Origin of the sequence: uncultured Mycobacterium sp. (genome assembly GCF_964249325.1) — a bacterium.
Lineage (GTDB): Bacteria > Actinomycetota > Actinomycetes > Mycobacteriales > Mycobacteriaceae > Mycobacterium.
On sequence record NZ_CAXUCH010000047.1, the window covers coordinates 7,149 to 25,204 of the forward strand.

The 18,056-nt window shown below is 64.8% G+C and carries 18 protein-coding genes and 4 pseudogenes (1 of these 22 only partly in view); 18 read left to right on the plus strand and 4 right to left on the minus strand.

Features of this window, described 5'->3' with window-relative positions:
* The 4 genes and pseudogenes from amrS to ACFE99_RS08665 form a co-directional block, all read left to right on the plus strand.
* A pseudogene (gene amrS / locus ACFE99_RS08650) lies at positions 1–225 on the plus strand (AmmeMemoRadiSam system radical SAM enzyme) (it extends 883 nt beyond the left edge of the window).
* Between the two features lie 78 nt (positions 226–303).
* Positions 304–1,689, plus strand: a complete 1,386-nt coding sequence (locus ACFE99_RS08655) for an acyl-CoA dehydrogenase family protein (protein ID WP_375484317.1) — start codon at positions 304–306, stop codon at positions 1,687–1,689.
* Between the two features lie 21 nt (positions 1,690–1,710).
* Positions 1,711–2,919 carry an acyl-CoA dehydrogenase family protein gene (locus tag ACFE99_RS08660; protein WP_375484318.1) on the plus strand — a complete coding sequence of 403 codons (1,209 nt, stop codon included), beginning with the start codon at positions 1,711–1,713 and terminating at the stop codon, positions 2,917–2,919.
* Between the two features lie 293 nt (positions 2,920–3,212).
* Complete coding sequence (locus tag ACFE99_RS08665; RefSeq protein ID WP_375484319.1) at positions 3,213–3,629, plus strand: EVE domain-containing protein; 417 nt, start codon at positions 3,213–3,215, stop codon at positions 3,627–3,629.
* A gap of 12 nt (positions 3,630–3,641) precedes the next feature.
* On the opposite strand, the gene ACFE99_RS08670 is transcribed toward ACFE99_RS08665, so the two are convergent.
* Entirely contained in the window at positions 3,642–3,851 is a 210-nt protein-coding gene (locus ACFE99_RS08670) for a hypothetical protein (protein ID WP_375484320.1), read from the minus strand.
* A 24-nt stretch (positions 3,852–3,875) separates the two neighbouring features.
* Between ACFE99_RS08670 and ACFE99_RS08675 the strand changes: the two are divergent.
* From ACFE99_RS08675 to ACFE99_RS08710, 8 genes and pseudogenes are all read left to right on the plus strand, one after another.
* Positions 3,876–3,971 (plus strand): annotated as a pseudogene (locus tag ACFE99_RS08675) (aldehyde dehydrogenase family protein); the annotation flags it as partial.
* Between the two features lie 146 nt (positions 3,972–4,117).
* Positions 4,118–5,209, plus strand: a complete 1,092-nt coding sequence (locus ACFE99_RS08680; RefSeq protein WP_375484321.1) for a homogentisate 1,2-dioxygenase — start codon at positions 4,118–4,120, stop codon at positions 5,207–5,209.
* Positions 5,209–6,384, plus strand: coding sequence for an alpha/beta hydrolase family protein (locus tag ACFE99_RS08685; RefSeq protein ID WP_375484322.1), 1,176 nt, complete (start codon positions 5,209–5,211; stop codon positions 6,382–6,384). The genes ACFE99_RS08680 and ACFE99_RS08685 overlap by 1 nt, the downstream gene beginning before the upstream one ends.
* A 46-nt stretch (positions 6,385–6,430) precedes the next feature.
* Positions 6,431–7,636, plus strand: coding sequence for a CaiB/BaiF CoA transferase family protein (locus tag ACFE99_RS08690; RefSeq protein ID WP_375484324.1), 1,206 nt, complete (start codon positions 6,431–6,433; stop codon positions 7,634–7,636).
* Positions 7,633–8,529 (plus strand): hydroxymethylglutaryl-CoA lyase, encoded by an 897-nt coding sequence (locus tag ACFE99_RS08695; RefSeq protein ID WP_375484325.1) that lies wholly within the window; start codon positions 7,633–7,635, stop codon positions 8,527–8,529. Before ACFE99_RS08690 ends, ACFE99_RS08695 begins: the two co-directional genes overlap by 4 nt.
* Positions 8,529–9,140, plus strand: coding sequence for a TetR/AcrR family transcriptional regulator (locus ACFE99_RS08700; protein WP_375484326.1), 612 nt, complete (start codon positions 8,529–8,531; stop codon positions 9,138–9,140). The genes ACFE99_RS08695 and ACFE99_RS08700 overlap by 1 nt, the downstream gene beginning before the upstream one ends.
* An 11-nt stretch (positions 9,141–9,151) precedes the next feature.
* Positions 9,152–10,396, plus strand: coding sequence for an acyl-CoA dehydrogenase family protein (locus ACFE99_RS08705; protein ID WP_375484327.1), 1,245 nt, complete (start codon positions 9,152–9,154; stop codon positions 10,394–10,396).
* Positions 10,393–11,775, plus strand: coding sequence for a phosphotransferase family protein (locus ACFE99_RS08710; protein ID WP_375484328.1), 1,383 nt, complete (start codon positions 10,393–10,395; stop codon positions 11,773–11,775). The genes ACFE99_RS08705 and ACFE99_RS08710 overlap by 4 nt, the downstream gene beginning before the upstream one ends.
* Before the next feature lie 19 nt (positions 11,776–11,794).
* Here the strand turns inward: ACFE99_RS08710 and ACFE99_RS08715 are convergent, their stop codons facing one another.
* The 3 genes from ACFE99_RS08715 to ACFE99_RS08725 form a co-directional block, all read right to left on the minus strand.
* Complete coding sequence (locus ACFE99_RS08715) at positions 11,795–12,487, minus strand: hypothetical protein (RefSeq protein WP_375484329.1); 693 nt, start codon at positions 12,485–12,487, stop codon at positions 11,795–11,797.
* Complete coding sequence (gene thiI, locus ACFE99_RS08720) at positions 12,484–13,740, minus strand: tRNA uracil 4-sulfurtransferase ThiI (RefSeq protein WP_375484341.1); 1,257 nt, start codon at positions 13,738–13,740, stop codon at positions 12,484–12,486. Before thiI ends, ACFE99_RS08715 begins: the two co-directional genes overlap by 4 nt.
* Positions 13,741–14,454: 714 nt before the next feature.
* Positions 14,455–14,889: an Hsp20/alpha crystallin family protein gene (locus tag ACFE99_RS08725; RefSeq protein ID WP_375484330.1), complete on the minus strand. Its 435-nt coding sequence runs from the start codon at positions 14,887–14,889 to the stop codon at positions 14,455–14,457.
* Positions 14,890–15,169: 280 nt separating this feature from the next.
* Between ACFE99_RS08725 and ACFE99_RS08730 the strand changes: the two genes are divergently transcribed.
* From ACFE99_RS08730 to ACFE99_RS08755, 6 genes and pseudogenes are all read left to right on the plus strand, one after another.
* Complete coding sequence (locus tag ACFE99_RS08730; protein ID WP_375484332.1) at positions 15,170–15,553, plus strand: nuclear transport factor 2 family protein; 384 nt, start codon at positions 15,170–15,172, stop codon at positions 15,551–15,553.
* Between the two features lie 159 nt (positions 15,554–15,712).
* Positions 15,713–16,228 (plus strand): annotated as a pseudogene (locus ACFE99_RS08735) (YceI family protein); the annotation flags it as partial.
* A gap of 137 nt (positions 16,229–16,365) precedes the next feature.
* Positions 16,366–16,767, plus strand: a complete 402-nt coding sequence (locus tag ACFE99_RS08740; protein WP_375484334.1) for a hypothetical protein — start codon at positions 16,366–16,368, stop codon at positions 16,765–16,767.
* Between the two features lie 232 nt (positions 16,768–16,999).
* Positions 17,000–17,371: an NADH-quinone oxidoreductase subunit A gene (locus ACFE99_RS08745; protein ID WP_375484343.1), complete on the plus strand. Its 372-nt coding sequence runs from the start codon at positions 17,000–17,002 to the stop codon at positions 17,369–17,371.
* Positions 17,372–17,379: 8 nt separating this feature from the next.
* Positions 17,380–17,934, plus strand: a complete 555-nt coding sequence (locus tag ACFE99_RS08750; protein ID WP_375484336.1) for a NuoB/complex I 20 kDa subunit family protein — start codon at positions 17,380–17,382, stop codon at positions 17,932–17,934.
* A pseudogene (locus ACFE99_RS08755) lies at positions 17,931–18,056 on the plus strand (NADH-quinone oxidoreductase subunit C); the annotation flags it as partial. The gene ACFE99_RS08750 and the pseudogene ACFE99_RS08755, both read left to right, overlap by 4 nt.

An 18,056-nucleotide genomic window follows, 5' to 3' on the forward strand; every position in this document is an offset into this window, starting at 1 on the left:
GTCTACACCGGCAACGTGCACGACACCGAGGGCGGCACCACATGGTGTCCCGCCTGCGGTGCGGCGGTCGTGGTTCGCGACTGGTATGCGACGCGGCATTACGCACTGACCGATGAGGGGTGCTGCCGGGCGTGCGGCTATCGGTTACCCGGCGTTTTTGACGGGCCGGCCGAGGGTTGGGGCCCGCGACGGCTACCTATCTGGGCGGACCTCTCGCAGGTGTGAAGTAGTTAACAGACCTCGCTATCTTACTCTGGAGTAAGATAGAGTCATCGCAACGCCCCAACGACCGAGGCTGCTGACATGACCAACACCATTGCCACGAACGGACGCCCCAAGCGGTCCGGCCGCAAAACCGCCGTCGGGGAACACAAGCACAAGCGCACCGGTATCGACATCGCGCTGGGATTGCTTACCCCGATCGTGGGCCAGGATTTTCTGGACAAATATCACCTCCGTGATCCCCTCAACCGGAGTTTGCGGTACGGGGTCAAGACCGGCTTTTCGGTTGCGGGTGCCACCAGCCGTCAGTTCAAGCGGGTCCAAGGCCTTCGCGGTGGGCCGACTCGCCTGAAGGCCAGCGGCAAGGACTATTTCGACCTGACTCCCGACGACGACCAGAAGATGATCGTCGAAACCGTCGATCAGTTCGCTCAGGAGATTCTCCGCCCGGCCGCGCCCGACGCCGACGAGGCCGCGAAGTATCCGCCGGACTTGATCGCGAAAGCAGCCGAGCTCGGTGTCACCGCAGTCAACGTTCCCGAAGATTTCGAGGGGATCGCCGCGCACCGCTCCAGCGTCACCAACGTCCTGGTAGCTGAGGCACTGGCCTACGGCGACATGGGGCTCGCGCTCCCGATCCTGGCGCCCGGCGGTGTGGCTTCGGCACTCACCCATTGGGGTAGCGCCGATCAGCAGGCCACCTATCTCAAGGAATTCGCCGGCGAGAATGTGCCGCAAGCCTGCGTCACGATCGCCGAACCGCAGCCGTTGTTCGACCCGACCAATCTGAAGACCACCGCCACGCGCACCCCGAGCGGCTACCGACTGAACGGGGTGAAGTCGTTGGTTCCGGCGGCCGCCGATGCAGAGCTGTTCATCGTCGGGGCGCAACTCGACGGCAAGCCGGCCCTGTTCATCGTCGAGTCGTCCAGCAACGGGCTGACCGTCAAGGCCGATCCGAGCATGGGGATTCGCGCGGCGGCTTTGGGTCAGGTTGAGCTCGATCATGTGTCGGTGCCGCTGAGCGCCCGGCTGGGCGAGGATGACGCCACCGACGACGACTACTCCGAGGCGATCGCGCTGTCCCGGCTGGGCTGGGCGGCACTGGCGGTAGGCACCTCGCGCGCGGTGCTCGACTACGTCGTCCCCTACGTCAAGGAACGCGAAGCCTTCGGGGAGCCCATCGCCCGTCGGCAATCCGTAGCGTTCATGTGCGCCAACATCGCCATCGAACTCGACGGCCTGCGGATGATCACCTGGCGGGGTGCTGCCCGCGCCGAGCAGGGCTTGCCGTTCACCCGCGAAGCGGCACTGGGCAAGCGGCTGGGCGCCGACAAAGGCATGCAGATCGGCCTCGACGGCGTACAGCTGCTCGGCGGCCACGGCTACACCAAGGAACACCCCGTCGAGCGCTGGTACCGCGACCTGCGAGCCATCGGCGTCGCCGAGGGCGTCGTCGTCATCTAATTCGCAACCGAAAGACCAATCATGGCAATCAATCTGGAACTTCCTCGCAAGATGCACGCGGTGATCGACAAGGCACATCAGGGTGCCGCCGAAATGATGCGGCCGATCGCCCGCAAATACGACCTGAACGAACACGCCTACCCGGTCGAGCTCGATACGCTGGCCAACCTGTTCATGGGTGCCGCCGAGTCGAACACGTTGGGGCTCACCGGCGCCGAGGCGTTCCGTGAGGGCGCAGGCAAGAAAGAAAACCGCAACGGTCCCAACATGGCAGCGGTGCTGCAAACGATCGAGGCCAGTTGGGGCGACGCCGCGATGATGCTCTCGATGCCCTATCAAGGCCTGGGCAACGCGACGATCTCCGGCCTGGCCACCGACGAGCAGCTGCAACGGTTAGGCAAGGTCTGGGCGGCGATGGCCATTACCGAACCCGGATTCGGCTCAGACTCGGCCGCGGTGTCGACAACCGCTCGACTCGACGGCGACGAATATGTGATCAACGGCGAAAAGATCTATGTCACCTCCGGTTCGCGGGCCACCCACATCGTGGTGTGGGCGACGCTGGACAAGTCGAAAGGTCGCGCAGCGATCAAGCCGTTCATCGTGCCGCGCGAGCATCCGGGTGTCACCGTCGAGCGGCTGGAGAACAAGCTCGGCATCAAGGGCTCCGACACGGCCACCATTCGCTTCGATAATGTCCGCATCCCCAAAGAGAACCTGCTGGGCAGCCCAGCGATCGATACCAGCAAGGGTTTCGGCGGTGTGATGGAGACTTTCGACAACACGCGCCCGATCGTCGCTGCCATGGCCATCGGAATTGCCCGCGCCGCGCTAGAAGAGCTCCGCAAGGTCCTCACCGAGACGGGCGTGGAAATTTCCTACGACAAGCCGTGGCACGCCCAAAGCGCCGCTGCCGCCGAATTCCTGCGGATGGAGGCCGACTGGGAGGCAAGCTATCTGCTGACGCTTCGCTCGGCGTGGCAGGCCGACAACAACATCCCCAACTCCAAAGAGGCGTCGATGGGTAAGGCCAAGGCCGGCCGGGTGGCCAGCGACATCACGCTGAAGGCGGTCGAATTGGCTGGCACCACAGGCTATTCCGAGCAGACGCTGTTCGAGAAGTGGGCGCGTGATTCGAAGATCATGGACATCTTCGAGGGCACCCAGCAGATCCAGCAATTGGTGGTAGCTCGCCGTTTGTTGGGCATGTCATCGTCGGAGCTCAAGTAGCGGCGAGCAGACGCAAAAGCCCCCGGATTTTGTTGAAATCGGGGGCTTTTTGCGTCTTCTCGTGCCAGCGTGCCCTGCGGATCGCATCGTGGCTAACCTCAGCATGCTCAGCAGCCTCTTCAGTCGCTCCGGCGGGGATTGATGCTTTCTCCAACTTGATGTCGTATGTGATATCAAGCCCGACACGAACGCCCCGGACAGCTTGGCGGTGTTCGCGTCGCACGTGTGTGCCGGTTATCCACAGGCCGACAACAACGCGCAGATGTGTCGGCCACCCGGCTTAGCATGCGCTCATGACGAACTGGATCAATACGGTCAGCCGTGACCATGTCGCAGAAGGGGTGCGGGGTCGCTTCACCCAGGCTAACCACGGCAAGCCGAACATGCTGCGCAAGATGGCTCGTGGTGACTGGATCATCTTCTACTCACCGAAGACCGCCTACCCCGACGGGGAGCCGCTTCAGGCCTTCACCGCCATCGGCCGCGTCGCGGACGATGAGCCATATCAGGCGACGATGACGCCTGACTTTCAACCGTGGCGTCGCAATGTCGATTTCCTGGAGTGCACCGAGACGCCGATCCGGCCCCTGCTCGACCAACTCGACTTCATCGAGGACAAGGCTCGGTGGGGCTACAAGTTCCGGTTCGGGGTGTTCAAGATCGATGATCATGACCTGGAGGTCATCCGCTCAGCGATGACCGGGTCATGACTGCGAGGCTAATCAGTCAGTTTCAAACGATTGGCGACCTTGGTAACCCGAGGTCAACCAGAAGACCGCGCGATCCAACGCCGGCAGGATGTCGGTGATGGCGATCTCGCGGGTGGCGAACCGCCCGACCAAGCCATGCACCAGGCTCGACAGCACGGTGTCGAGATCCTCGATGAAGTCGGCGCCCACATCGGCGAGCACCGCCATCGCCGCCAACACCACGGCATCGAAGCCGCGGTGAACCAGAGGATGGCCAACGACACGGTGTACGGGTTGAACGCCTTCGTTCAGACCACCGATCTAGCCCGTGCCCACCGCGTCGCACGCCAGTTGCAAGCCGGATTACGTAGTGACTTCGAAACGGTCAAGATAGCGCCCGATGAACTCTCGGACGCGAATGGGGTGATTTTGCGTCCGCTCGCCCTTGTGTGGCTTCGAAAGGAAAAGTAATGTCACTTTTACTTTCTATGCCGACCTGGGAGCTGTCCATGGAATCCTTTGTCCACTTGCGCAAAGGCCGCACTCCGCGGCGCTTGCACGCCGACCTCGACGGCCTCAAGGACGACGAACTCGGCCGTGGCGGGTTCACGGGCCGCACCGCCAACCTGTACCGCCGCCATGACCCCACCGCCTACCGTGCGGTCGGCCCGTTGCGACGTATCGACGTGCTGACCGGTGAGCTCAAACCCGGCGATGCCACCGACGCCGACGAAGGCCCGCTACTGATGTTCTCCAATGCCGACTGCCGCATTTCATTGTCGCGGCGCAGCGAAGCGATGCCGTTCTATGTCCGCCATGTCGACGGTGATCTGCTGGGCTTTGTACACAACGGCTCCGGGCTGCTCGAAACCGAGTTCGGTCCGCTGCGTTACCGCGAACGCGACTGGGTGTATCTGCCCAAGGCGACGACCTGGCGCCAGCTACCGGAGCGCGAAACAACACTGTTGATGATCGAGGCAACCGACGAGTTCCGCGTCCCGCCGCCCGGCGCGTTGGGGCGACACTTCCCCTTCGACCCAGCGCAAGCCACGATCCCCGAGCCGGCACCGCCGCGGGATGACGGCCGCGACGAGTACGCGGTCCGGCTCGTGCACGAGGGCGGCCCGACAACCCTGTTTTACCAACATAATCCGCTCGACGTCGAAGGCTGGCGCGGCGACAACTTCCCGTTCACTTTCAACATCGCCGACTACAACGTCGTCACCTCCGACAGCGTGCATTTGCCGCCGACCGTGCATTTGTTCATGCAGGCCACCGGTGTTTATGTGATGAACTTTCTGCCCAGACCGGCCGAAGGCGTGCCGGGCACCGAGCGCACCCCGTGGTATCACCGCAACGTCGACTACGACGAGATCGCCTTCTTCCATGGCGGCTCGCTCTACGGCATCCCGATGCCGCCGGGCCTGATTTCTCATGCGCCGCAAGGGGTTCATCACGGCGCACCGGAGAAGGCCAGGGAACGGGCGCGGCGCAAGTTCGACGACTACTCACGCGTCGACTGGCAGGTCATCGCGGTGGACACCCGCAGGAGACTGACTCCGTCCGCCGAGGTGCTGGCCCGCGACCTCGGACAGTACTGATGACCAAACACGACTACGACCGCATCCCGTACCTCGTTGCTTTCCAAAACAATGCGGGTGTCCGCGACATTTACGGCGGCCTGGCCGAGATCACCGTGCTGGAGAGTTATCTGCTCAAGCCGAAAGACAAGCCGTCAGACACTGTCATCGTGTTCATGCACCCAATCGGCGGCGGCGCCTACCTGCCGATGATCAACGCGTTAGGCCGGGCTGGACACCACGTCATCTACTGCAACAGCCGGTTCCGCGGAACCGACTCGGCGCTGCTGATGGAAAAAGTGGTCGAGGACCTCGGCGAGTGCATCAAGGACGCCAAGAAACGGCTGGGCTATCAGAAGGTGGTGCTGGCCGGATGGAGTGGCGGCGGCTCGCTGTCGCTGTTTTATCAACAGCAGGCGCAACATCCCACGTTGGCCTCGAGCCCGTCGGGCGATGGTCCGGATTTGACCCAGCTCGACCTGATTCCCGCCGACGGCATCATGCTGCTGGCGGCTCACATCAGCCGGCACGGCACGCTGACCGAATGGCTGGACGCGTCCATCCTCGACGAGTCCGACCCGACCAACCGCGACTCGGAACTGGACCTCTACCACCCGGACAACCCGAACCAACCGCCGTACTCCGAGGAATTCCTGGCCCGTTACCGGCAGGCCCAGATCGAGCGCAACCGCCGCATCACGGCGTGGGTCAAGAACAAGCTGTCAGACCTCAAGGCTGCCGGACGCCCAGATGACGAATTCTGTTTTGTCGTGCACGGCACCATGGCCGATCCCCGCTGGCTGGATCCGAGCGTCGATCCCAACGAACGCACCCCCGGAACCTGTTACCTGGGCGATCCTCGAGTAGTGAACATGAGCCCGGTCGGGCTGGCCCGCTTTTGCACCCTGCGCAGCTGGCTTTCGCAGTGGAGCTACGACGACGCCCGCGCCGACGGCATCACGTGCGGACGTGACATCGCCGTGCCCGCACTGGTGATCGGCAACCTTGCCGACGACGCCTGCACACCGAGCCACACCCGCCGGCTCTTCGAGGCGATCAGCCATCCGGACAAGGAAATGCACGAAATACCCGGCGCGACACATTATTACGCCGGTCCGGACCAGCGTGACAAGCTGCGCCTGGCCGTCGACATCGTCAGCGACTGGCTGGTTCGCCACGACTTGGGGACGAAATGACACCGCCGGCGACGATGCAGAGCGGTGTGATGAGCAGGAGCGGCGCATGACACCCGCGGGCGCGCTGGACGGCATCCGGGTCCTCGAACTCGGCACGTTGATCGCGGGACCGTTCGCCGGCCGACTGCTCGGTGATATGGGCGCCGAGGTCATCAAGCTGGAACCACCGGGGGCGCCCGACCCCCTGCGCACCTGGGGTCAGGCCGAGCTCGACGGGCACCATTTCTTCTGGACCGTGCACGCCCGCAACAAGAAAGCCGTGACGCTGGACTTGCGCAAAGATCGCGGGCGTGAGCTGTTTCTCGACCTCGTCGAAAAGTCCGACATCGTGGTGGAGAACTTTCGCCCCGGCACTCTGGAGAAGTGGAACCTCGGCTACGAGGTTCTGCGCCAACGTAATCCGGGCATCATCTTGGTGCGGGTCTCCGGCTACGGGCAGACCGGCCCCGAGGCGCACAAGGCCGGCTACGCCTCAGTGGCGGAGGCGGCCAGCGGGCTGCGTCACCTCAATGGATTTCCCGGAGGACCGCCCCCGCGGCTGGCGTTGTCGCTGGGCGACAGCCTGGCCGGGATGTTCGCCGCCCAAGGTGCGTTAGCGGCGCTGTACCGCCGCGGCGTCACCGGCCGCGGTCAGGTTGTCGACGTGGCGCTGACCGAATCGTGTTTGGCTATCCAGGAATCCACCATCCCTGACTACGATGTCGGCGGGGTGGTGCGCGGACCGTCGGGCACCCGGCTGGAGGGTATTGCGCCGTCCAACATCTATCGCTGCGCCGACGGCACCTGGGTAGTGATCGCGGCCAACCAGGACACCGTGTTCGCGCGGCTGTGCCGGGCGATGGGGCGCCCGGAGCTGGCCACCGACGACCGGTTCGCCACCCACGGTGCCCGCGGCCGCAACCAAGACGAACTCGACAAGATCATCGGCGATTGGGCAGGGCAGCGTCAGCCGAAAGAGATCATCGAAACGTTAAGCGCGGCAGGTGTAATCGCTGGACCGATCAACACGGTGGCCGAGGTGGTCGAGGACCCTCAGTTGCGGGCCCGGGGGATGATCGCCGAGCACTTTGACGAGGGGGTCCAACGTACCGTGCTCGGACCCGGTATCGTGCCGGTGCTCTCCGAATCGCCCGGCGGTATCCGCAACGCCGGCCCGGACCGGCCCGGACAACACAACGACGATGTCTACCGGGGCCTGCTCGCCAAGACCGCTGACGAACTCGACCGACTGCGCCGCGAGGGGGTGCTATGACCCAACATGTCACAATCCGGGAAGTCGCGCTGCGGGACGGATTGCAGATCGAGGCACCAATCCCGCTGTCCGCCAAGCTGAGACTGCTGTATGCGATAGCCGTCACTGGGGTGCGCGAGGTGGAGGCATGCGCGTTCGTATCTCCGTCGAAGGTGCCCTCGATGGCCGATGCCGCGGAGTTGGCCGCCGAGCTGCACCGCTTTCCTGGCATCGAGTTCTCCGCATTGGTGGCCAGTCCCAACGGCGCCAGGCGGGCGATGGCAGCCGGATTGACGGCCATCCAATACGTCGCGGCGGCCTCGGACGGGTTCAGTCGCGCCAATGTCGGGCGCAGCAGCGCCGAGGCCACCGCGCAGATCGGCCAGATCGTCGCGATCACTCACGACGCGGGTGCCACCGCAGAAGTCATCATCGCCACCGCGTGGGACTGCCCGTTCGACGGGCCCACTGCGCCGCAGCGCGTGCTCGATATCGCCGCAGCCGCCTGCGAGCAGGGTGTCGACCGGATCTCGATCGCCGACACCATCGGCACCACCACGCCGGGCCGGGTCAGCTCGCTGATCGCGGCGCTACGTCCCCGGATCGGGACCACCCCGCTGGGCGCACATTTCCACAACACTCGCGGCGCAGGGCTGGCCAGCGCCTACGCGGCGCTCGCAGCGGGTGTCACTAGGCTGGACTCGTCGGTCGGGGGCCTGGGCGGCTGCCCGTTCGCGCCAGGCGCCACCGGCAATATCGCCACGGAGGATCTGGTCTACCTGCTCACCGACAGCGGCGTCGAGGTTGACGTCGACCTGCACGCTGCCATGGTCGCCGCCGACGTTGCCAGATCGGTTGTCGGGCACGACCTTCCCGGCGCGCTACTGCATGCCGGGGACCGGAAGCGGCAGTGATGGCCACCGAGGCGCTGAGCTCCAAAGGTCGCCAAACACGCCGGACGATCGAGCATGCGGCACGAAAACTGTTTGCCGAGCGCGGCTTCCATGGAACAACGCTCGCCGACATCACGTCGGCAGCCGGAAAATCTCCGGCGGTGTTCTACCGCTACTTCACCGACAAACAGGACTTGCTGGCAGCGCTGGCCGAATCCTTTCTGCACGACGTCTTGACTCCCGCACGGCTCTGGGTGCGCCTTCCCGACTCCCCGAAAGACAACGACTTTTTCACCTCGGTGGTCACCGGCTATTGGAACATCTTCAAACAGAACATCGGCATCATGGTGGCCGTCGCTCAATTGGGCGCCACCCAGCAACGGTTCGCCGCGTTGCAGAAGAAGTTCCGTCGCTTCGGTATGGACATCGTCGCGGCATCTGTGCGGCGAGCACAAGAACACGGCTACGGCAGCGAACTTCACCCGGACCACACCGCCGCCGCCATCGCTCTGCTGTTCGAGAACTTCACCGCCGTCGTCGTGGGTCCCTCCGCCCTGGGATTGCAAATAAGCGACGAGGACGCCATTGCCACGTTGTCCACCATCTGGAAGAAGACGCTCTACGGCACTTGAGGAGGCCAGAAGTGGATTTTACCTTGCCCGAACATCTTGCGCGGCTGCTAGCCGACATCGACGCTTTCATCGAATCCGAGATCGCTCCTCTGCAGGCCGAGCACATGCAGTACTTCGATCACCGCCGCGAATTCGCCCGCACCGACTTGGACAACGGCGGCATTCCGCGTCGGGAGTGGGAAGACCTTCTCGACGAGATGCGCCGGCGTGCCGATAAGGCGGGCTGGCTGCGTTACGGATTACCGTCCTCGCTGGGCGGGCGGGACGGCACCAACCTCGACATGGCCGTCATCCGTGAGCACCTGGCGCATAAGGGAATCGGCTTACACAACGACCTGCAGAACGAATCGTCGATTGTCGGCAACTTTCCGCAGGTGATCATGATGGAACGGTTCGGCACCGAAGATCAGCGCCGTGAATGGTCGGAGGCGCTGATTACCGGGCAACGCTCGATGGCATTCGGGCTCACTGAGCCGCAGCACGGATCAGACGCTACCTGGCTGGAAACCCGAGCCGAGCGGGACGGCGACGGATGGGTGATCAACGGTGCCAAACGCTGGAACACCGGCGTGCACCGCGCCACACACGACCTGGTCTTCGCCCGCACTTCCGGTGAGCGCGGGCAAGCAACGGGCATCACCGCTTTCCTGGTGCCCACCGACGCGGCGGGTTTCACGGTGCCGTTCTACTGGTGGACGTTCAATATGCCCAGCGATCACGGCGAAGTCGAACTCGAAGACGTCCGGGTACCCGCCGAGGCGGTGCTCGGCGAGGTCGACCACGGCTTGGAGGTAGCACAGACGTTCTTGCACGAGAACCGGATTCGACAGGCGGCGAGTAGCCTCGGCGCGGCGCAATACTGCATCGACCGCGCCGCCGACTACGCCGGCAAGCGCATAGTGTTCGGCAAGCCGCTGTCGGTCCACCAGGCCGTGCAGTGGCCCCTGGCAGAACTGCACACCGAAGCCCAGATGGTGCGGCTGCTGGTGTACTACGCGGCCTGGCACTTGGACCGCAACCACCAACTGGAGGTTTCGGACAAGGTGTCAATGGCCAACTACCGCGCCAACCGGTTGTGCTGCGACGCCGCGGACCGGGCCATGCAGATCTTCGGCGGCCTGGGCTACAGCCGCCATGAGCCGTTCGAACACATCTACCGTCACCATCGCCGCTACCGGATCACCGAAGGCTCCGAAGAAATCCAAATCCGCCGAGTGGCGCAGCGGCTGTTCAAGTTTGACAAGGCGCGCCGGTGACCGCTGCCGAGCGGTTGCAGGTCGGGCTGCCGGCGGTGCTGCGGCCGACGCTGGGCGACGACGTGGCGATCGAGAACCTGCGTGCGCTGACCGGCGGCGCCAGCCGGAGTACTTGGGCTTTCGACGCAGTCACCCCTGCCGGACGGCGCTGCCTGATTTTGCGCACCGGGGCCGACGACGACGTGCATGCTGGCATGGAGCGCGAAGCCCGCGTGCAAGCCGCTGCCGCCGCGGCCGGTGCTCCTGTCCCGCGCATTCTCGCCGCCGCCGATTCCACTGCACCGCTTGGTGATCCATTTTTGGTCTGCGACGAGATCAAGGGCGAGACAATTGTGCGGCGCATCGATCGTCAGCTCGAAAAGGCGGGAGGAGACGAGGCCCGGGCACGGCTGCTGCGTCAGTGCGCCCACGCGCTGGCCGCCATCCATCGGGCCGACCCGCGCGATGCCGAGCTCGACCACCAAGACCAGCTGACGGAGTGGCGGGCCCGGCTCGACGGCATGGGTGACACCACCGCGACCTTCGAATTGGCGTTCCGCTGGCTGACCGCCCGCCGGCCGCCGCCGTCACCGGCCCGTCTGGTGCACGGCGACTTCCGGATGGGCAACCTCATCGTCGACGACTCCGGCCTTGCCGCTGTTCTGGATTGGGAGCTCGTGCACATCGGCGAGGTGTATGAGGATCTGGCCTGGTTTTGCATCCGCGCCTGGCGGTTCGGCGCGCCGGCCAGCCGCGGGGCCGGTGGCTTGGGCAGCATCGAAAGCTTCCTTGCGGCCTACGAAGAGGCCAGCGGCACTGCCGTCGACCGCGTGCGGTTTCACTGGTGGCTAGTGTTGGCCACGCTGCGCTGGGGCGTCATCTGCCGATACCAGGCGCATCGTCACCTGAGCGGCCACGTCCGCTCAGTAGAGTTGGCCACAATCGGCCGCCGGGTCTGCGAGACCGAGTGGGATCTGCTCGAACTGCTTGACCCTAGCGGCGCCACCGATGCCCATCCCACCGCAGCGGCACGCGAATCGAGACCAGCCCCGACCGCTCTGCATGGCCGCCCCACCGCGGCCGAACTCGTCGCCGCGGTCGCCGAGTTTCTCGAAACCGATGTCCGCCAAGCGACCACGGGGCACGTTAACTTCTACGCCAGGGTCGCCACGAACGCACTGCGCATCGTCGAACGCGAACTACTTGTTACCGACGACGCCCCGCCGCGAGCGGCGATAGCGCAGCTCGGCTTCGCCGACGAAGCCGAGCTGGCCGCGGCCATCCGAGCCGGTGCTCTCGATGAAAAGATCCAGGACGTGATGTCGTGTCTGCGTAACGTGGTAAGGCATCGGTTAGCAGTCGCCCATCCTGGATACGACCACCCCGACGAGAAGGAATAGGCACAAGCGTGCTCCGAGATCAGTTACAGCGCAGGGCATCCGCGCGATAGCACTCGACAATGTCACCGTAGCCACACGTCTCCGCCAACGCCAGCTCGCCTTCGCGATCCGCTTCTTCGAGATCTTCCATCCACTGCCGAACAAGGGCGGCACCAGTTTCACGTGCCGCCGGCGAGGCGTGTGGAACACCGCGCAACCGGCTCAGGCGGCGGATGTACTGGTCAGCTAGGGTCAGCCGATGCACGCCGGTCACCAAATCGATTGCCTCACCGGCCCATAACCGCACCATGCGCCGATAAGCACAGATTTCTTCCGCCGGTAGTCCGGCGGTACCGAGAATGAACCGTGCTTTGCCGAGCTCCGACAACAGGACGGCACGGCGCGCTTTGAGGTTCTCGCGCGAGATCAACAAATCGGCTCCGATCCGACCCTCGGTCACCGGGGCGGGTGGGCGGCTCAGCAACGGTGGATGGATCGCGTGACCGACGTCAACACGTGCCCAATCGCCGAAACTCTCTGCCCACAAGCCGAACTCGCCGATAGCGACGTTGAGCTCAGCCCGGTGACGGTCGAGGTGCGCGGCGAATTTACTCCGTCCCTTGGCGGCCATCAACTGCGATGCCTGGACGGCCGCCTGGGTGAACGCGCCGTGGGCCGCGACCAGAGCGCTGATCTGGTCGCGGCCTCGCTGCTTGCTGTCGATGTCGGTCACTGCTGCGTGTGCCGGTCCTTCGCGGTTGTCGCTTCCTGCGCTGCCAGCGCGCCGGCGGTGGCCTCGCAGCTATCGAGATCGAACTCTTGGATGTGGCTCAGCACATTATCGAGGAGAGTATCCATCCCGGCGCGGGCTTCAACATCAGCGAGTCGCCCGACAGTGGTGTAAGTGGCCACCCGACGTGGCAGAAACAGCTGACAGCAGTCCTGGTCACGCAGGACAGAGATTTCGGCGGTGCCGATCTGTCGCGCTTGGTCGAGAATCTCCACCTTGTCGAAGGCAAGCAGCGGTCTCAGCACGGGCAGGCTGGCGGCTTCTTCTACGACGGCGAGATTAGCCAGAGTCTGGCTGGACACCTGCCCCAGGCTGTCGCCTGTGACCAGGGCCTGCGCACCGACACGGCGGGCCAGCGCATCCGCCACCCGGACATACAGCCGACGCTGTGCCACGATTTGCGCTTCACCGGCACCACTGGTGGCCAACGTGCGCTGGGCGCGTCCCACGGCTGCCACGTATAACCGCGAACCAGGCTGGAAACGGCTCAGCTGGCGCGCCAGCGCGTACGCCTTGTAGGTCGAGGTCGCGTCGGTGAAGGGCGCGCCGGTGCAGTGGAGGAAATCGCACCGCAATCCTCGGCGCATCGCCCGATAAGCTGCGACCGGCGAATCGAATCCGCCTGAAAGCAGCACCAGCGCATGGCCGCTGGATCCGACGGGTAGGCCACCTTGACCGCGATGTCGGTCGACGCCGACAAAGATTTCCCGCCGGTCGACCTCTACCCCGAGCTCCACGTTGGGGTGCTTCAAGTCGACCCGCCAGCCCAGTTCGGCGCATACTCGCGCTCCGATGCGAGCCGCCAACTGCTCTGAGGTCAACCCAAAACGCCTGTCGCGCCTTTTGCAGCGCACCGCAAAAGTGGGCGCAGGGGGATCTGCGTCGCGCTCGCGGAGCAGCTTCACAGCCGCGGCCTCAGCCGCCGCAGCTGATTTGGCGACCCGCCATACCGGTTGAACAACACTGATGCCGATGACCTCATGGGCTCGCTCAGCCACTTCAGACTGGGTCAGCGGCGGCGCGGACACCGCCAAAACGCCACTGCGCCGCCGCAATTGCACGCGCGGAGCTGTGTCACTTCCATGGGCTAGCGCATGCCGCAGGTTACGCACCAGATGCCGCTCGAACCGCTGCTGGTTACCACGCTTGAGCGCCAGCTCGCCGTACTTCAGCAACACGCACGGCTCGACGCGCAGTTCGCCCGCCGATGATGATCCGCTGGCCAGCGCCGGCTCAGAAGAAGCGGACGTCATTCCTCCACAATGCCCGCAATCCGGTCATGTACACAGTAGGCATTTGCGCTCTCGGTAAACCGCCAAGGCTATCCCCTCTGCGTGCCGCGCACGCACCACCGGCATGCCCGAGGCAATGTATACCGCGCAGGCGGCGACGCCGGCTCCGGGGCGATGGCGGCGGGCGACTTCGGGACCGATGACAAGGCGCCGCCTGCTCGCCGAGGTAAACCCCACCTAACCGGCGGGCGCCCCGCCCCGACCTTGGAACCTCTATGCACTGCCGGAAAAGGGCTTGGCCTCTGAAGAACTTCCACCCGCCCCGGGACTGCAGGGCGAGCGAAACATGGTGTGTATGGGAAAGTTCACCTGACCATGCAACGGCCCGCAGCATCGACTCTAGGCACAATCGGCCGGCCCACTGTTGGACCGGCCGGTAAGAAAAGCTGAAAATAGCTGAGCCGCTGGACAATCCGCCGCCGACATTATCCTTGTCTCGCCGAACGGGGCGGATATGCTCACCGGTAGAGGGTCCGGGTAGTCACCACATCTGGTCGGCGGCGGCTCGGCTCGTCACAGCTGTAATCTGATCGCCTCCCCAACCTCCCGCAGCAGATGGGCCGTCCGCGCCTGTGTGCGCGGACGGCGGCACCCAAGCCGAGGGCCCACGCGCACGGTTTAGGCGCTGATGGCCTGCTGGCCGGCGCCTGACTGGATGGCGATCTTGCGCGGCTTGGCGGCCTCGACCACCGGGACCGTCAGCCGCAACACCCCGTCGGTGTAGTCGGCGCCGATGTGCTCGGTGTCGAGCTGGTCACCGAGGAACAGCTGCCTGCTGAATACGCCGTGCGGGCGCTCCGCGGCCATCCAGTCATGGCCCTCGTCACCTGCGTACGGGCGCTCGGCACGCACCGTCAGCGCGCCCTGGTCGACGGTGACGTCAATCGAGTCTGGCTTGATCCCCGGCAGGTCGAGCTCGACGACGAACTTGTCGCCTTCGCGCCAGACATCCATTGGCATCACCGCCGGACGCGTAGCGGTTCCGACCGGATTGCCCCATAGTTGCTGCGTCAGTCGGTCAAGGTCACGGAAGAGTGGATCAAACCTCAGCATGGCTATCACCTCCTGCGGCACGTCCGACGTGGATCCTTATGCTGCCACCACAGAAAACCTATCTTGCTCGAAGCATATTCCCTAGCGCCCTCCAAAGAACCGCTCTCATTTCCGCCTTGCGGCCGACGACGCGCCACCGTTGGGCGCAGGCGTCCGAGCCGCCCGGGTCGGGCACCGCCACACCCTCGCCGACGAGGTAGCGTCATCCTGCGCAGCTTTGTCCCCCATCTCGTAGCGGCCGTGCTTAGCGGGCACGGCGCGCAGTCACTTAGGAGCTGCCATGCCCGGAGCCGAGGCCATCACCGAGGTGGCCGATCAGCTGTTCGCGGCGATCGAAAACAGCGACATGGCAGCGGTGGGTCGCCTGTGGAGTGAGGACATAGCGGTCTGGCGGGTCGGCGCCAGCCGGGACCGCGACAAAGCGCGAGCGCTTCGAGTCATCGACTGGTTCGTCGGCGCCACGTCGCAGCGCCGCTACGAGGTTTTGGATCGAGTCCTGTTCGACGGCGGGTTCGTCCAGCAGCACATCCTGCATGCTGTGGGCCGCAGCGGCGGGTCGATCGCCATGCGGGTGTGCATCGTGATCAAGGTAGGGGCAAATGGGCTGATCAGCCGCATCGACGAGTATTTCGACCCGGCCGAACTCGCTCCGCTGCTGAGCTAGGCTCGGCGACGATGCAGAGCGCGAAGCGCGATGAGGAGGAGCCGGGCAATCCAACCCGAGCTCGGCGACGATGCAGAGCGCGAAGCGCGATGAGGAGGAGCCGGGCAATCCAGCCCAAGCTCGGCGGCGACGCGGGCCCCACACAACAGGTAGGTGCTCATGACGACTCTGGAAACACTGCTGAGCGATCCCGACACGGCCGGCGTGTGGAACCTGGTCCCCGAGCGGTCGGCCTTCAGCTTCAAGATCAAAAACTTTTGGGGCCTGATAAGCGTCAAGGGCCGGTTCACCGACGTCAGCGGGGACGGCCAGCTCACCAGCAAGGGCGCAGTCTTCGGGCGCCTTGACATCAAGGTCGCATCGCTGAGCACGGGCATCCGCAAGCGCGACGAGCACCTTCGCTCGCACGATTTCTTCGACGCCGAGCGCTTCCCGGAGGTCAGCGTTGTCGTCACCGCCTTGCAGCCGACCGCCGGCAATGCAGCCGACCTGCGCGCCAGCCTCACCATTAAGGGCATCACGGCCGAGCTGCCGCTGCCGGCCACGACCAGCGTGCTCGGTGACGGCTCGGTCCGGATCTCGACAAAAACCAAGGTGGACCGGGCGCAGTTCGGGCTGGACTGGAATCGGGTGGGCATGATCGGCAAGACAGCGACGGCATCGGCTGACGCCGTTTCGTTCGGGCGCCTTAATCACTGCCTGCCCTCCTGTGGCAATTGCCCGGCTTTGCCTCGGGCCGTTGCGCGGCCCGCACTGTCGCCGAGCGGCTGCGCGAAGGGCTTGCATTGTGGCCGGGCAGTAGCATCTGGACCGTGCCCGCTTCGACGCAGCCCCTGCGGATCCTGGTCTACAGCGACAACGCCGAAACCCGCGAGAAGGTCAGGTTGGCGCTCGGTAAACGGCTGCATCCTGACCTGCCCGAGCTGAGCTATGTCGAGGTGGCCACGGCACCGATGGTGATCCGGCACATCGACGCCGGCGAGATCGACCTGGCCATCCTCGACGGCGAGGCCACTCCGGTCGGTGGGATGGGAATCGCCAAACAGCTGAAGGACGAAGTTGCGCAGTGCCCGCCGATCGTGGTGCTGATCGGGCGCGCGGACGATGCCTGGTTGGCCAGCTGGTCACGCGCGGAAGCCGTCGTCGCCCATCCCATTGATCCCATCCTGTTGGAACGGACGGTGCTCGGGCTGCTGCGCTCTCCAGCAGCCTGACTCGGTTGCCGCGGTAGCCGATTAGCCTGCCGCCGTTGCGGTTTCACCGCCCAACCGCTGACGCTCGCGTAAAACGGCGGCCGCTACGCTACGGTGTCGTTTCGGCTACCCACGCTGTGTCAGAGCTCACATCCAGACCCCTGAGCGGGGCGCCAGACAAGATCGTTAGGCTGTGGTTGACCTCACAGTCAGCGTCAAGCAAGACCACATCGAGGGAGAGCGACTCTGCAGGATGAATGTCTACACACCCATCCTGGTGCTCGGTGGGATTGCCACAGCTTTCGCGGTGTTCTCGGTGATCGTGGCAACGCTGGTCGGCCCCGCTCGCTACAACCGCTCGAAGCTGGAAGCCTACGAGTGCGGCATCGAGCCGCCCGAATCAGCGTCGGCGCGCACCACCAGCGGACACCGGTTCCCAGTGAAGTACTACCTCACCGCGATGTTGTTCATCGTCTTCGACATCGAAATCGTGTTCCTGTACCCCTGGGCCGTCAGCTACGACGCGCTGGGGATCTTCGCGCTCGTCGAGATGGTGGTGTTCGTGTTGACAGTGTTCGTGGCCTACGCCTACGTGTGGCGCCGCGGCGGCCTGACGTGGGATTGAGGTAAGACGTGGGCCTGGAAGAGAAACTGCCGAGCGGTTTCCTGCTGACCACCGTGGAAAAGCTGGCGGGCTACTTTCGCAAGAGTTCGTTGTGGCCGGCGACGTTCGGACTGGCTTGCTGCGCGATCGAGATGATGTCGACGGCCTCGCCGCGATTCGACATCGCTCGCTTCGGCATGGAGCGGTTCTCGGCGACCCCGCGCCAGGCCGATCTGATGATCGTCGCCGGGCGGGTCAGCCAGAAGATGGCGCCGGTGTTGCGCCAGATCTACGACCAGATGGCAGAGCCGAAGTGGGTGCTGGCCATGGGCGTGTGCGCGTCCTCGGGCGGCATGTTCAACAACTACGCGGTCGTGCAGGGCGTGGACCACGTTGTCCCGGTGGACATTTACCTGCCCGGCTGCCCGCCGCGCCCGGAGATGCTGCTCTACGCAATCCTCAAGTTGCACGACAAAATTCAGGAAATGCCGTTGGGGGTCGACCGCCAGCGCGCGATCGCCGAAGCGGAAGAGGCGGCGCTGGCGGCCAGGCCCACCATCGAGATGCGCGGGCTGTTGCGATGAGCTCCCCGGAACAAGACCCGCAGGAGGCGATCCGCCGCGCCGACGAAGAAGTCATCGACGTGCGCCACGGCATGTTCGGTGTCTACGACACCTCTGACACCTCCGGCTACGGAGGGCTGGTG

What these genes read in the sequence shown, in the direction of transcription:
- ACFE99_RS08690 (WP_375484324.1), top strand. Translation starts at nt 6,431, where the DNA reads ATGACACCCGCGGGCGCGCTGGACGGCATCCGGGTCCTCGAACTCGGC.
- ACFE99_RS08655 (WP_375484317.1), top strand. Translation starts at nt 304, where the DNA reads ATGACCAACACCATTGCCACGAACGGACGCCCCAAGCGGTCCGGCCGC.
- ACFE99_RS08730 (WP_375484332.1), top strand. Translation starts at nt 15,170, where the DNA reads ATGCCCGGAGCCGAGGCCATCACCGAGGTGGCCGATCAGCTGTTCGCG.
- ACFE99_RS08685 (WP_375484322.1), top strand. Translation starts at nt 5,209, where the DNA reads ATGACCAAACACGACTACGACCGCATCCCGTACCTCGTTGCTTTCCAA.
- ACFE99_RS08660 (WP_375484318.1), top strand. Translation starts at nt 1,711, where the DNA reads ATGGCAATCAATCTGGAACTTCCTCGCAAGATGCACGCGGTGATCGAC.
- ACFE99_RS08725 (WP_375484330.1), bottom strand. Translation starts at nt 14,889, where the DNA reads ATGCTGAGGTTTGATCCACTCTTCCGTGACCTTGACCGACTGACGCAG.
- ACFE99_RS08745 (WP_375484343.1), top strand. Translation starts at nt 17,000, where the DNA reads ATGAATGTCTACACACCCATCCTGGTGCTCGGTGGGATTGCCACAGCT.
- ACFE99_RS08665 (WP_375484319.1), top strand. Translation starts at nt 3,213, where the DNA reads ATGACGAACTGGATCAATACGGTCAGCCGTGACCATGTCGCAGAAGGG.
- ACFE99_RS08695 (WP_375484325.1), top strand. Translation starts at nt 7,633, where the DNA reads ATGACCCAACATGTCACAATCCGGGAAGTCGCGCTGCGGGACGGATTG.
- ACFE99_RS08680 (WP_375484321.1), top strand. Translation starts at nt 4,118, where the DNA reads ATGGAATCCTTTGTCCACTTGCGCAAAGGCCGCACTCCGCGGCGCTTG.
- ACFE99_RS08700 (WP_375484326.1), top strand. Translation starts at nt 8,529, where the DNA reads ATGGCCACCGAGGCGCTGAGCTCCAAAGGTCGCCAAACACGCCGGACG.